General features: G+C 53.7%; 23 protein-coding genes. All 23 read left to right on the top strand.

The window, feature by feature from the left end:
* The first annotated feature begins 86 nt into the window (after window positions 1-86).
* The 23 genes from rpsJ to rpmJ are packed head-to-tail and all read left to right on the top strand — an operon-like array spanning window position 87 to window position 10,703.
* Window positions 87-398: a 30S ribosomal protein S10 gene (gene rpsJ, locus OXI60_03885; protein ID MDE0308955.1), complete on the top strand. Its 312-nt coding sequence runs from the start codon at window positions 87-89 to the stop codon at window positions 396-398.
* Window positions 399-420: 22 nt separating this feature from the next.
* Window positions 421-1,080 (top strand): 50S ribosomal protein L3, encoded by a 660-nt coding sequence (gene rplC / locus OXI60_03880; protein MDE0308954.1) that lies wholly within the window; start codon window positions 421-423, stop codon window positions 1,078-1,080.
* Window positions 1,081-1,093: 13 nt separating this feature from the next.
* On the top strand, window positions 1,094-1,711 hold the full coding sequence (rplD, locus tag OXI60_03875; protein MDE0308953.1) for a 50S ribosomal protein L4: 618 nt from the start codon (window positions 1,094-1,096) through the stop codon (window positions 1,709-1,711).
* Window positions 1,711-2,010 carry a 50S ribosomal protein L23 gene (gene rplW / locus OXI60_03870; protein ID MDE0308952.1) on the top strand — a complete coding sequence of 100 codons (300 nt, stop codon included), beginning with the start codon at window positions 1,711-1,713 and terminating at the stop codon, window positions 2,008-2,010. Before rplD ends, rplW begins: the two co-directional genes overlap by 1 nt.
* Before the next feature lie 12 nt (window positions 2,011-2,022).
* Window positions 2,023-2,856, top strand: coding sequence for a 50S ribosomal protein L2 (gene rplB, locus OXI60_03865; protein ID MDE0308951.1), 834 nt, complete (start codon window positions 2,023-2,025; stop codon window positions 2,854-2,856).
* Between the two features lie 33 nt (window positions 2,857-2,889).
* Window positions 2,890-3,162 (top strand): 30S ribosomal protein S19, encoded by a 273-nt coding sequence (gene rpsS / locus OXI60_03860; GenBank protein MDE0308950.1) that lies wholly within the window; start codon window positions 2,890-2,892, stop codon window positions 3,160-3,162.
* 16 nt (window positions 3,163-3,178) lie between these two features.
* Window positions 3,179-3,514, top strand: coding sequence for a 50S ribosomal protein L22 (gene rplV, locus OXI60_03855; protein MDE0308949.1), 336 nt, complete (start codon window positions 3,179-3,181; stop codon window positions 3,512-3,514).
* Between the two features lie 11 nt (window positions 3,515-3,525).
* On the top strand, window positions 3,526-4,200 hold the full coding sequence (gene rpsC, locus OXI60_03850) for a 30S ribosomal protein S3 (GenBank protein MDE0308948.1): 675 nt from the start codon (window positions 3,526-3,528) through the stop codon (window positions 4,198-4,200).
* Window positions 4,201-4,214: 14 nt separating this feature from the next.
* The gene (rplP, locus tag OXI60_03845) at window positions 4,215-4,631 is read left to right on the top strand and encodes a 50S ribosomal protein L16 (protein ID MDE0308947.1); all 417 of its coding nucleotides are present in this window, start codon (window positions 4,215-4,217) and stop codon (window positions 4,629-4,631) included.
* Window positions 4,628-4,822, top strand: a complete 195-nt coding sequence (rpmC, locus tag OXI60_03840) for a 50S ribosomal protein L29 (protein MDE0308946.1) — start codon at window positions 4,628-4,630, stop codon at window positions 4,820-4,822. The genes rplP and rpmC overlap by 4 nt, the downstream gene beginning before the upstream one ends.
* 5 nt (window positions 4,823-4,827) lie before the next feature.
* Complete coding sequence (rpsQ, locus tag OXI60_03835; protein ID MDE0308945.1) at window positions 4,828-5,094, top strand: 30S ribosomal protein S17; 267 nt, start codon at window positions 4,828-4,830, stop codon at window positions 5,092-5,094.
* 17 nt (window positions 5,095-5,111) lie between these two features.
* The gene (gene rplN / locus OXI60_03830) at window positions 5,112-5,480 is read left to right on the top strand and encodes a 50S ribosomal protein L14 (GenBank protein ID MDE0308944.1); all 369 of its coding nucleotides are present in this window, start codon (window positions 5,112-5,114) and stop codon (window positions 5,478-5,480) included.
* Window positions 5,481-5,495: 15 nt separating this feature from the next.
* On the top strand, window positions 5,496-5,813 hold the full coding sequence (gene rplX, locus OXI60_03825) for a 50S ribosomal protein L24 (protein ID MDE0308943.1): 318 nt from the start codon (window positions 5,496-5,498) through the stop codon (window positions 5,811-5,813).
* A 5-nt stretch (window positions 5,814-5,818) separates the two neighbouring features.
* Window positions 5,819-6,367 (top strand): 50S ribosomal protein L5, encoded by a 549-nt coding sequence (gene rplE / locus OXI60_03820; protein ID MDE0308942.1) that lies wholly within the window; start codon window positions 5,819-5,821, stop codon window positions 6,365-6,367.
* A 2-nt stretch (window positions 6,368-6,369) separates the two neighbouring features.
* A complete protein-coding gene (rpsN, locus tag OXI60_03815; protein ID MDE0308941.1) occupies window positions 6,370-6,675 on the top strand; it encodes a 30S ribosomal protein S14 in 306 nt (101 codons plus the stop codon).
* Between the two features lie 39 nt (window positions 6,676-6,714).
* On the top strand, window positions 6,715-7,110 hold the full coding sequence (gene rpsH, locus OXI60_03810) for a 30S ribosomal protein S8 (protein ID MDE0308940.1): 396 nt from the start codon (window positions 6,715-6,717) through the stop codon (window positions 7,108-7,110).
* Window positions 7,111-7,123: 13 nt separating this feature from the next.
* Window positions 7,124-7,675 (top strand): 50S ribosomal protein L6, encoded by a 552-nt coding sequence (gene rplF / locus OXI60_03805; protein MDE0308939.1) that lies wholly within the window; start codon window positions 7,124-7,126, stop codon window positions 7,673-7,675.
* A 4-nt stretch (window positions 7,676-7,679) separates the two neighbouring features.
* Window positions 7,680-8,036, top strand: a complete 357-nt coding sequence (gene rplR / locus OXI60_03800; GenBank protein MDE0308938.1) for a 50S ribosomal protein L18 — start codon at window positions 7,680-7,682, stop codon at window positions 8,034-8,036.
* A gap of 15 nt (window positions 8,037-8,051) precedes the next feature.
* Window positions 8,052-8,558, top strand: a complete 507-nt coding sequence (gene rpsE / locus OXI60_03795) for a 30S ribosomal protein S5 (protein ID MDE0308937.1) — start codon at window positions 8,052-8,054, stop codon at window positions 8,556-8,558.
* A 28-nt stretch (window positions 8,559-8,586) separates the two neighbouring features.
* Window positions 8,587-8,784, top strand: coding sequence for a 50S ribosomal protein L30 (gene rpmD / locus OXI60_03790; GenBank protein MDE0308936.1), 198 nt, complete (start codon window positions 8,587-8,589; stop codon window positions 8,782-8,784).
* A complete protein-coding gene (gene rplO, locus OXI60_03785; GenBank protein MDE0308935.1) occupies window positions 8,784-9,221 on the top strand; it encodes a 50S ribosomal protein L15 in 438 nt (145 codons plus the stop codon). The genes rpmD and rplO overlap by 1 nt, the downstream gene beginning before the upstream one ends.
* Window positions 9,222-9,225: 4 nt before the next feature.
* Window positions 9,226-10,569, top strand: a complete 1,344-nt coding sequence (gene secY, locus OXI60_03780; protein ID MDE0308934.1) for a preprotein translocase subunit SecY — start codon at window positions 9,226-9,228, stop codon at window positions 10,567-10,569.
* 17 nt (window positions 10,570-10,586) lie between these two features.
* Entirely contained in the window at window positions 10,587-10,703 is a 117-nt protein-coding gene (gene rpmJ, locus OXI60_03775) for a 50S ribosomal protein L36 (protein ID MDE0308933.1), read from the top strand.
* The last annotated feature ends 21 nt before the right edge of the window (window positions 10,704-10,724 follow it).

Here is a 10,724-nt window from a genome sequence, read left to right as displayed (position 1 = left end):
CGGACGCACCATCGGCGCCGGCGTCGTGACCAAGATCCTCAAGTGATCGGGAATTGAATTCGATGGCAACACCTTCAGCAAAAACGATCGACGGTCAGAAAGTCCGTATCCGATTGAAGGCATTCGATCACCGGTCGATTGACCTTTCCGCTTCGCAGATTGTCGAGACGGCAAAGCGAAGTGGCGCAATTGTCCGCGGACCGATTCCATTGCCGACGAGAATCGAGAAATATACATTGCTCAGGTCACCGAACGCGGACAAGAAGTCCCGCGATCAGTTCGAGATCCGTACCCACAAGCGAATCATGGATATCGTTGACCCGACCGACAAGACAATTGACGCGTTGATGAAGCTGGACTTGCCGTCCGGCGTTGATGTCGAGATCAAGCTTCGCTAGTCGAACTGCAGGGATTGAATTCATGACACTGGGATTGATAGGGACAAAAATCGGGATGACCCGGGTCTTTACCGAGGGTGGATCGTCGATTCCGGTCACGGTCGTCGAGGTGAAACCGAATGTTGTCACACAGGTCAAGACAGACGAATCGGATGGTTACAATGCTGTTCAGGTGACCACAGGCAGTATCGCAGACAAGAAACTGACTGCGCCGGCTCGCGGAGTTTTTGCAAAAGCCGAGGTGGAGCCGGGCAACGGACTTTGGGAATTCCGACTGGATTCCCAGGCTGTGTCACAAATCAGCACCGGTACAAGTTTCGGTGTGGATATGTTTGAGCCGGGTCAGAAGGTTGATGTCAAGGGTGTTTCGATCGGACGCGGATTTGCCGGCGTTATGAAGCGACATAATTTCGGTGGTGGACGTGCGACTCACGGAAATTCGAAAGCGCATCGAAAACCCGGATCAATCGGCCAGAACCAGACGCCGAGCCGCGTATTCCCGGGGAAGAAAATGGCCGGCCATATGGGATGTGATACCAAGGTGCAGCAGAATCTGGAAGTCGTCAGTGTTGATGAGGATCGATCGCTGTTGCTGATCAAGGGTGCGGTTCCCGGAAGCCGGCAGTCGATTATTGTTGTGACATCCGCGGTAAAGGCCAAGGCGCCGGCTGCGGTTGAATGATGAGGTTCAGCTGATGCAGTTGGAAGTATTGGACCGAAAGGGAAACGTAGACAAGTCGATCGAAGTGTCCGATTCGAACTTCGATGCGGAATTCAATGGTGCATTGGTGCATCAGGTCAGCGTTGCCTGTCGGGCGGCAAGCCGCTCCGGTACGCACGCACAGAAAAACAGGTCTGCGGTCAGAGGTGGCGGGGCCAAGCCCCATCGTCAGAAGGGGACCGGCCGGGCAAGAGCGGGAACCAAGAACAGCAACTTGTTTCGCGGTGGCGGCCGGGCGTTTCCGAACTCTCCGCGGGATTATTCACAAAAGGTCAATCGAAAGTCTTTCCGCGTGGCGATGCGGTCTGTGCTGTCGGAAACCCTGCGTCGGGGCAACCTGGTGGTCGTGAACGAAATGCAGATGGAAACGCCGAAAACACGTGATGTGGTGAGCTGTCTTGGTCATCTCAATTGCAAGTCGGCGCTCATTGTGGACGAGAATGTCAGTGACAATCTGAACCTCGCCGCACGCAACATTCCGAATGTTTTCGTCATTGCGCCGAGCATGCTGAATCCGGCAAATGTGATCGACTGCGGAAGGATTGTGATGACCGAAAGCGCGGTCGAGTTTATGGATCGATGGTTGTCGTGATGAGCGAACGTCTGTATGAAATAATCCGCTCACCGATCGTATCGGAAAAGAGCAGCATGGTGGCCGACCGGTACAACCAGCTGATGTTTGAGGTCGCCCGAGACGCGACCAAGACTGAAGTGCGCCGGGCGGTCGAGAAGCTGTTCAATGTCCGGGTTCAGGGCGTCCAGATCTCGAACTCCAAAGGCAAGAAAAAGCGATTCGGGCGCAGTTTTGGAAAGCAGTCGGATCGTCGCAAGGCGTTCGTCCGGTTGCATCCGGACGATGACATTGATTTTACGCAAACATTGGATTCGTAGGGCTATCGCCAAATGACACTGGTCAAGCAAAATCCAACAACACCAAGCCGGCGAGGCATGGTGAAGGTTGTCAACCCGGGGCTGTATGACGGCGCGCCTTATCGTGCGCTGGTAGAACCGGTTCGAAAGACGAACGGTCGCAACAATCACGGCCGGATTACGGTTCGTCATCGTGGCGGTGGCCATAAACGGCAGTATCGGATTATCGATTTCAGGCGCAATAAGGATGACATTCCGGCGAAAGTGGAAAGGATTGAATACGACCCGAACAGAAGTTCGAATATCGCCCTGTTGTTATATGCCGACGGCGAGAGACGCTATATAATCTCGCCTCGAGGCGTGAAAGTCGGCGATGTGCTGCAGTCAGGCCTTTCGGCTCCAATCGCTCGCGGAAATACACTTCCGCTGAAGCAGATTCCCCAGGGCACGATCGTTCACTGCATCGAATTGAAACCGGGCAAAGGGGGTCAGATCGCTCGATCTGCCGGAACTTCCGCACAGTTCCTGGGTCGTGAGGGCAAGTATGCGCTTATTCGCATGCGATCCGGCGAGGTGCGGAAAGTCAATCTCGAGTGCCGGGCGACCATCGGTGAGGTCGGCAACGAGGAACATGGACTGCGCAAACTCGGCAAGGCGGGTGCGAAGCGCTGGCGCGGCATCCGGCCGACGGTTCGCGGAGTCGCAATGAATCCGGTAGACCATCCGCATGGCGGAGGTGAGGGCAGGACATCCGGCGGACGCGATCCGGTCTCGCCGTGGGGTGTGCCGACCAAGGGTTATCGTACGCGTCGTAACCGACGTACCGGAAACATGATTGTAAGACGCGCGACAAAACGCAGAAGATAAGCAATTTGTCAGTAATATCGGAAAGGAACTATCGTGGGCAGATCAATCAAGAAAGGACCGTTTGTCGACCATTTTCTCTGGAACAAAGTGAAAGAGGCCAAAGAGGCGAACCGTCGACAGCCGATACGGACCTGGTCAAGACGTTCGACCATCATGCCGGATTTTATCGGCTTGACGATCGCCGTGCATAACGGGCGTCATCACGTGCCGATATTGATTACGGAGAACATGGTCGGGCACAAGCTGGGTGAGTTCGCTCCGACCAGGACGTTCAGAGGACACGCTGCAGACCGCAAGGCAAGATGACGCAAGAGATTTGATGATGCAGGTACGGGCAGTTACAAGATATGTGCGAATTTCGCCTTTGAAGTGCCGTCTGGTGGTCAACCAGATTCGGAGTCTTCCTGTCGAGCGTGCGAGGGATTTATTGGGTTACAGCACCAAGAAAGCTGCCAGACTTGTTCTCAAGACACTGGACTCCGCGATCGCAAATGCTGAGGTGAATGAGGGTGCGAACATCGATCAGCTGGTGGTGCGCTATGCCTATGTTGATGAGGCGCCGACGATGAAGCGCTGGCGGGCAAGAGCGCGTGGCCGGGTAAACCGAATATTCAAAAGAAGCAGTCATATAACGATTGTTTTATCCGACGAGGCATGAAGAGATAGGCTATGGGACAGAAAGTACAGCCGGTAGGAATCAGACTGGGCATCACATCTGAATGGACGTCCCGTTGGTTTGCCACCGGACGGGATTATGCGAAGTATCTGAAAGAAGATGCCGAGGTGCGCAGTTTCATTCGAGGCAAACTTTCAAATGCGGCGATCAGCGATATCACGATTGAGCGTCCGGCGCAGAACATGAAAGTTGTCATCCATACTGCACGACCTGGAACTGTGATCGGTCAGAAGGGTGAGGATATCAGCATTCTCAGACGCGAGCTGACTGAAATCAATGGCGCGCCGGTTTCAGTGTCGGTGGAAGAGATTCGCAAGCCTGACCTGGATGCCAAACTGGTGGCGGAGAGTATCTGTCAGCAGCTCGAAAAACGCATGATGTTCAGACGCGCCATGAAGCGCGCGGTTCAGAACTCGATGCGAGTCGGCGCGTTGGGTGTCAAGGTGATGATATCCGGCAGGCTGAACGGTGCGGAAATTGCACGAACCGAGTGGTACCGGGAAGGTCGGGTGCCCTTGCACACGTTCCGGGCCAAGGTTGATTACGGACTGGCGGAAGCGCATACCACATACGGTGTGCTTGGAGTCAAGGTGTGGATATTTACCGGTGAGGTTTTTCAGGAGAAACGAGAGCCTGCCGCAGTTGGTGAGGTCAAGTCAGACGCATAAGCGGGCGCAATTGAATGTTACAGCCGAAACGAACAAAGTATCGAAAACAGCAAAAAGGCCGCAATCGGGGGTTGGCAACGAGAGGCAATCTTGTCAGCTTCGGGGAATACGGTCTGAAGTCAACCGTACGCGGTCGCATCACCTCCCGGGAAATTGAGGCGGGGCGACGTGCGATCAACCGATATGTCAAGCGCGGCGGAAAAGTCTGGATTCGCATCTTTCCCGACAAGCCTGTCTCAAAAAAGCCATTGGAAGTGAGAATGGGCAAGGGAAAGGGTAACCCCGAATATTGGGTTTTTGTAGTCAAACCCGGTCACATGCTGTACGAAATCGAGGGCGTGACCGAAGAGATGGCGCGAGAGGCGTTTCGGCGTGCCGGTGCAAAACTGTCGGTTCAGACAACATTCGCCAAACGGCAGGGAGTGCTATGAATACAGCCAAGGAACTGCGTAGCAAGGCCGAAGTGGAACTTCGTGAAGAAATCATCCATTTGCGGCGACAGCAACTGGAGACGCGCATACAGCAGAGTACAGGACAGTTTTCGAATACGGCGAAATTCAAGGAGTATCGCAAGGACATCGCCAGAGTCAAGACGGTCCTGAACGAGATGAGTAACAAGTGAGTGAAATGAGCGAAGAGCAGGTAGAAAAGTCGCGAACCGTCACCGGCGTGGTGGTCAGTGCCCGAATGGACAAGACCATCACCGTTCAGGTCGAGCGCAAGATTCCGCATCCGCTATATCGGAAGTACGTGAAACGGTTTACCAAGTTGTACGCTCATGATGAGAACAACAACTGCAGCGAGAACGATCGGGTCGTGATCCGGCAGTGTCGGCCACTTTCGAAGTCCAAGTGCTGGCAGCTGGTGGAGATACTTGATCACGGATCAGGCTGACAGGGGGCGCATGGATTATGATTCAGATGCAGACAATGCTTGACGTCGCGGACAACAGTGGCGCGAAACGTGTTCAGTGCATCAAGGTACTGGGTGGTTCCAAGCGTCGTTACGCTGGAATCGGGGATGTGATTCGAATCACCATCAAGGAAGCGATTCCCAACAGTCGAGTCCGAAAGGGCGACGTTTTCTTCGCGGTTGTGGTTCGAACCAAGAAAGGGGTGAGACGTCCGGATGGGTCGCTGATCAGATTTGACCGCAATGCTGTCGTGTTGCTGAATGCCCAGCATCAGCCGGTTGGCACTCGTATATTCGGACCGGTTACCCGCGAGTTGAGAAGAGAGAAATTCATGCGGATAGTTTCACTTGCGCCTGAAGTGATTTGAGACAGGACTGTCAGAATGAACAGAATCAGGAAAGGAGACGATGTGATTGTGATAGCCGGCCGCGACCGTGGAAAGCGCGGGACGGTGCTGAACATCACCGCGGATGGACGGCGGGCGTTGGTGAATGATGTCAACATCGTCAAAAAGCATACGCGTCCGAATCCAAACGCCAATCAGACGGGTGGAATTGTCTCGAAAGAGGCACCCATTCAACTGTCAAACCTGGCGGTCTACAATCCCGCGACCGGCAAAGCCGATCGGATTGGTTTCAGGTTTTTGGAAGACGGTACCAAGGTCAGGTATTTCAAGTCCAATGATGAGGTTCTGACATGACGGAACTGGCGAGACTGGAGACCTTGTATCGGGAAGAGGTGATACCAAGCCTGACCGAAAGGTTCAAGTATGACAATCCGATGCAGGTGCCAAAGGTGACAAAAATCACCTTGAACATGGGTGTGGGCGATGCGATCAGCAAGCGGGACAAGAATCTGATCACCAATGCCCGCAGTGATCTCGAATTGATCGCCGGTCAGAAGCCGGTTGTAACCAAGGCGAGACGCGCGGTGGCCGCATTCAAGATCCGGGAGGGATATGAAATCGGTTGCATGGTTACGTTGCGGCGAACCAGGATGTATGAGTTTCTGGACCGGTTGATTTCCATTACGATTCCCAGGATACGGGATTTCAGGGGTTTATCGGCCAAGTCCTTTGATGGTCGCGGCAATTATTCGTTTGGGATCAAGGAACAGATTGTGTTTCCCGAAATCAATTATGACAATGTAGATGTGATTCGCGGTCTGAACATTACCATTACGACGACCGCGCAGACAGACGGGGAAGCCGATGCCCTGTTGCGAGGCTTTCATTTCCCATTGAGGCAGAACTGATCATGGCAAAGAAGTCCTTATTGGCTCGTGAAGTCAAACGAGAGAAGATGGCGCAAAAACACGCGGAGCGCAGAGCCGAGCTGAAAAAGCGGGTGATTGAGCCGGGTTTGTCATTGGAAGAGCGGATGGAAGCGACGATGCGGTTGCAGAAGCTGCCGCGGGATGGCAGCCGATGCCGTCAACGCAATCGTTGCGGCCTGACCGGACGGCCAAGAGGGTTTTATCGAAGGTTTGGTCTGGGACGAGGCAAACTGCGTGAGATTGTCATGCGGGGTGAGGCGCCCGGCGTAACGAAGTCCAGTTGGTAGCCGTTACAGCGCAATACATTAATTTGGAGAACATGTTTCATGTCAATGACTGATCCGATTGCAGATATGCTGACCCGGGTGCGCAACGGCGGGAAGGCCGAGCGGGTCGAGGTTTCAATGCCGGGCTCCGGTATGAAACGCGAGATCGCCCGAGTGCTGAAAGAAGAAGGATACATCGTCGACTACAGTGAGTCCGGTGAGGCGACCCGCCGTGAGCTGACGGTCAAGCTCAAGTATTACAGAGGCCAGCCTGTCATCGAGAGCATTAATCGTGTGAGCAGGCCGGGGCGTCGGGTCTATCGAGGCCAGGACGAACTTCCTTCGGTAAGCGGGGGATTGGGCATCGCGATTATTTCCACGTCCCAGGGTGTGATGACGGCGAAAAAGGCTCAGGCAGCACGCGTGGGCGGAGAAGTCATCTGTACGGTAAGTTAGGCGAGGTTTCGGTTTGTCAAGAATAGCCAAAGAGCCGGTAGTCATTCCTGACGGTGTCAAGGTTGATATGTCTGGCGGAGTCATCAAGGTCGACGGACCCAAGGGAAGTCTGCAGATGCCGTTGCATCATTCGGTAAAGGTTTCCGATGAGGACAGTTCGATCTTCGTTCGCGCCAGAAATTCGAGTGTGAAGTCGCGGGCGATGTCTGGAACAATGCGATCGTTGGTCAACAACATGGTTGTCGGCGTCAGTCAGGGCTTCGAAAGGGAAATGACGCTGGTTGGCACTGGATATAGGGCTCAGGCAAACGGGTCGAAGGTGAATCTGTCTTTAGGATACTCACATCCGATCGAATACGAGGCACCGAAGAGTGTGACCTTTGAGATCAAGTCCGAAAGCAGTTCACAGGTTGAGTTGGTGATCAGGGGTATTGACAAGCAAGTCGTCGGTCAGGTTGCAGCTGACATTCGCAGGATGCGTCCGCCTGAACCTTACAAGGGCAAGGGTGTACGGTATTCCGACGAGAGAATTCGTCGAAAGCAGGCCAAGAGCATAAGCAGCTAGGGCTATGAGTGAGAAGAAAACAAAGAGGTTGCGCCGGGCGCGCAAGGCGCGGGCCAGACTGAGGCTGCACCGTAAGAACAGACTGTGTGTGACGCGCTCGTCGAAGCACATCTACGCACAGATCATATCGCCTGATGGCGAGACGACATTGGTCAGTGCTTCGACCAATGAGGCGGAATTGCGCAGCGGGTTGAAGTTCGGTGGCAACATCGAAGCCGCGAAACTTGTTGGTGCGAAGATCGCCGAACGGGCAAAGGAAGCCAAAATCGATGAGATCGGTTTTGATCGCTCCGGTCACCGTTACCATGGAAGAGTGAAGGCGCTTGCTGACGCTGCCCGTGAGGCAGGGTTGACAATTTAGGTAGAGGAAATTTTGATGGCTATTTCTGAGCAAGACAGCAAGAACCGCGACGAGATCAAGGAGCAGTTGATCAATGTGCGTCGTGTGGCCAAAGTGGTCAAGGGTGGTCGTATTTTCGGCTTTTCCGCATTGACTGTAGTAGGTGATGGTGCGGGACGGGTCGGAATCGGTATCGGCAAGGCACGGGAAGTGCCAGTCGCGGCCCAGAAGTCGTTTGAGAATGCGCGACGGAACATGGTTCGGATTCATTTGAAAAACGGCACCCTCCAGTATCCGATTATCGGTCGGCATGGTGCCGCGAAAGTTGTGATGCGACCGGCATCGGCCGGAACAGGAATCATCGCGGGTGACACCATGCGCTTGATTTTTGAAATGGCCGGGGTGCGCGACGTGCTGGCGAAAGTGGTCGGGACCACCAATGCGATCAATGTTGCGCGAGCGACGATTGACGGATTGACATCGATTCGAAGTCCGCAGGAAATTGCTGATAAGCGTTCAAAGAATGTTTATGCGATTTTCTGAGTTGTAATCTTGGATGAACGACTGAATCATGGGCGATAGCAATTCACGGAAACTAAGGGTCAAACTGATCCGCAGCATAAATGGCCGATTGAAAAGCCATAAGGCGTGTGTGCACGGTTTGGGACTTCGTAGAATCAATCAGATCAGGGAACTTGAGGACACGCCACAGGTCCGTGGGATGGTCAGCAAGGTCTCTTACATGGTTGAATGCGAGGAAATCGACTGATGGAAAACAGAATAGTGACGCAAAGTCCTCCCGGCGCAAGAAAGAAGGCCAAGCGGGTCGGCCGCGGCGCGGGATCCACGCATGGCAGCACCTGCGGTCGTGGAGACAAGGGACAGAACTCGCGCTCCGGCGGCGGTGTCCGCGCCGGGTTCGAGGGTGGACAGATGCCTATTAAGCGCCGGTTGCCCAAACGAGGCTTTACGTCTCTCACTTGCGGAAAAGTTGCCGAGGTCAGATTGAGTGAGATTGCGAAACTCGGTGATGAGGTGATTGATATTGATCGCCTCAAGCGACTTCGTATTGTTCCGCGTAAGGCGATGAACGCCAAGGTGATTGTTTCGGGTTCGATTGAAGCCAGTGTCCATATCAAGGGGCTGATGGTGTCAGCAGGTGCCCGACAGGCAATTGAAGCTGTGAAAGGCACGATTGAGGAATAAGCGGATGGCTGCTCCGAAAGCATCAAGACGACTGCCGAGTCTCGGCACGCTCAGTGAGCTGCGGATGAGGATTCTTTTTGTACTGGGTGCCATGGTGGTGTTCCGGCTGGGAACGCATATACCGGTTCCAGGTGTCGACCCTGTTGCCGTCGCTGCATTGTTCGAGCAGACCCGAGGGTCGATTGTCGATATTTTCAATGTGTTTTCGGGTGGCGCTCTGTCCCGCCTTTCGGTTTTCGCACTGGGTGTGATGCCATACATCTCAGCCTCAATCATTATGCAGATGATGAGTGCTGTGATTCCGCAGCTGGAGCAGCTGAAGAAGGAAGGTGAAGCCGGACGTCGGAAAATCACCGAATATACCCGCTATGGAACAGTTCTGCTGGCGACCTTTCAAGGGCTTGGAATCGCGATCGCCATTGAGGGTCAGGTTGCGGGTGGAAGTGCGGTTGTCCTCACACCGGGACTTGGATTCAAATTGACAACGGTGGCAAGTCTGGTAACCGGAACCATGTTTCTGGTTTGGCTGGGTGAGCAGACGACAGAACGAGGTATCGGCAATGGTATCTCCTTGTTGATCTTTGCAAGTATTGTCGCAGGACTGCCGTCGGCCGTTGCCGGTACGCTGGAACTCGCAAGAACCGGTGCGTTCACGCCTATTGGAGTTCTCGTACTGTTCGTCGGTGCACTATTGGTGACCGGCTGTGTGGTGTTCTTCGAGCGTGGACAACGCAGAATCACGGTCAACTATGCACAGCGCCAACAGGGCCGCAAGATGCTGGCCGGGCAAACCCATCACATGCCGCTCAAGATCAATATGGCGGGTGTCATCCCACCGATTTTTGCGTCGAGCATCATATTGTTTCCGGTGAGTCTCGGAAGCTGGTTCGGGCAGACGGAAGGGATGGGCTGGCTGTCGGACATTGCAACGACGATTGGTCCGGGTCAACCGATCTATATGCTGCTGTATTCGGGAATGATTGCGTTTTTCTGTTTTTTCTATACTGCATTGGTGTTCAGTCCAAAGGATATGGCAGACAATCTGAAGAAGTCCGGTGCGTTCATTCCTGGAATCCGTCCGGGCTCACAGACCATCAAGTACATCGATACCGTAGTCTCTAGATTGACGTTGGCTGGAGCGATTTACCTTGTGGTCATTTGTCTGATTCCGGAATTTCTCGTGGTCCAGTGGAGTGTGCCATTTTATTTCGGTGGAACTTCGCTGCTGATCATAGTTGTCGTCATGCTGGATCTGATTGCGCAGGTGCAGTCACACCTGATGTCACGGCAGTATGAGAGCTTGCTGAAGAAATCCAGCATATCGAGTGGTCTGGGAATCACCAGGTAGAATTCGGGAGAATTGAAATGAAAGTAAGAGCGTCAGTAAAGAAAATCTGTCGTAACTGCAGGATCTACAAACGCAATCGTGTTTTGCGAGTTGATTGCAGTTCAGATCCCCGTCATAAGCAAAGACAGGGATGAACATTGATTGGAAAGGTGACT

This window comes from Acidiferrobacterales bacterium, from assembly GCA_028820695.1.
Taxonomy (GTDB): domain Bacteria; phylum Pseudomonadota; class Gammaproteobacteria; order Arenicellales; family JAJDZL01; genus JAJDZL01.
This window is presented reverse-complemented; position numbering and strand designations above follow the sequence as displayed.

Excerpts from the sequence above, each read along its gene's own strand:
- rplC (MDE0308954.1), top strand. The coding sequence starts at position 421 with ATGACACTGGGATTGATAGGGACAAAAATCGGGATGACCCGGGTCTTT.
- rpsC (MDE0308948.1), top strand. The coding sequence starts at position 3,526 with ATGGGACAGAAAGTACAGCCGGTAGGAATCAGACTGGGCATCACATCT.
- secY (MDE0308934.1), top strand. The coding sequence starts at position 9,226 with ATGGCTGCTCCGAAAGCATCAAGACGACTGCCGAGTCTCGGCACGCTC.
- rplX (MDE0308943.1), top strand. The coding sequence starts at position 5,496 with ATGAACAGAATCAGGAAAGGAGACGATGTGATTGTGATAGCCGGCCGC.
- rplD (MDE0308953.1), top strand. The coding sequence starts at position 1,094 with ATGCAGTTGGAAGTATTGGACCGAAAGGGAAACGTAGACAAGTCGATC.
- rplO (MDE0308935.1), top strand. The coding sequence starts at position 8,784 with ATGGAAAACAGAATAGTGACGCAAAGTCCTCCCGGCGCAAGAAAGAAG.
- rpsN (MDE0308941.1), top strand. The coding sequence starts at position 6,370 with ATGGCAAAGAAGTCCTTATTGGCTCGTGAAGTCAAACGAGAGAAGATG.
- rpsQ (MDE0308945.1), top strand. The coding sequence starts at position 4,828 with ATGAGCGAAGAGCAGGTAGAAAAGTCGCGAACCGTCACCGGCGTGGTG.
- rplB (MDE0308951.1), top strand. The coding sequence starts at position 2,023 with ATGACACTGGTCAAGCAAAATCCAACAACACCAAGCCGGCGAGGCATG.
- rpmJ (MDE0308933.1), top strand. The coding sequence starts at position 10,587 with ATGAAAGTAAGAGCGTCAGTAAAGAAAATCTGTCGTAACTGCAGGATC.
- rplW (MDE0308952.1), top strand. The coding sequence starts at position 1,711 with ATGAGCGAACGTCTGTATGAAATAATCCGCTCACCGATCGTATCGGAA.
- rpsH (MDE0308940.1), top strand. The coding sequence starts at position 6,715 with ATGTCAATGACTGATCCGATTGCAGATATGCTGACCCGGGTGCGCAAC.
- rplV (MDE0308949.1), top strand. The coding sequence starts at position 3,179 with ATGCAGGTACGGGCAGTTACAAGATATGTGCGAATTTCGCCTTTGAAG.
- rpmD (MDE0308936.1), top strand. The coding sequence starts at position 8,587 with ATGGGCGATAGCAATTCACGGAAACTAAGGGTCAAACTGATCCGCAGC.
- rpsE (MDE0308937.1), top strand. The coding sequence starts at position 8,052 with ATGGCTATTTCTGAGCAAGACAGCAAGAACCGCGACGAGATCAAGGAG.
- rplP (MDE0308947.1), top strand. The coding sequence starts at position 4,215 with ATGTTACAGCCGAAACGAACAAAGTATCGAAAACAGCAAAAAGGCCGC.
- rpmC (MDE0308946.1), top strand. The coding sequence starts at position 4,628 with ATGAATACAGCCAAGGAACTGCGTAGCAAGGCCGAAGTGGAACTTCGT.
- rplN (MDE0308944.1), top strand. The coding sequence starts at position 5,112 with ATGATTCAGATGCAGACAATGCTTGACGTCGCGGACAACAGTGGCGCG.
- rplR (MDE0308938.1), top strand. The coding sequence starts at position 7,680 with ATGAGTGAGAAGAAAACAAAGAGGTTGCGCCGGGCGCGCAAGGCGCGG.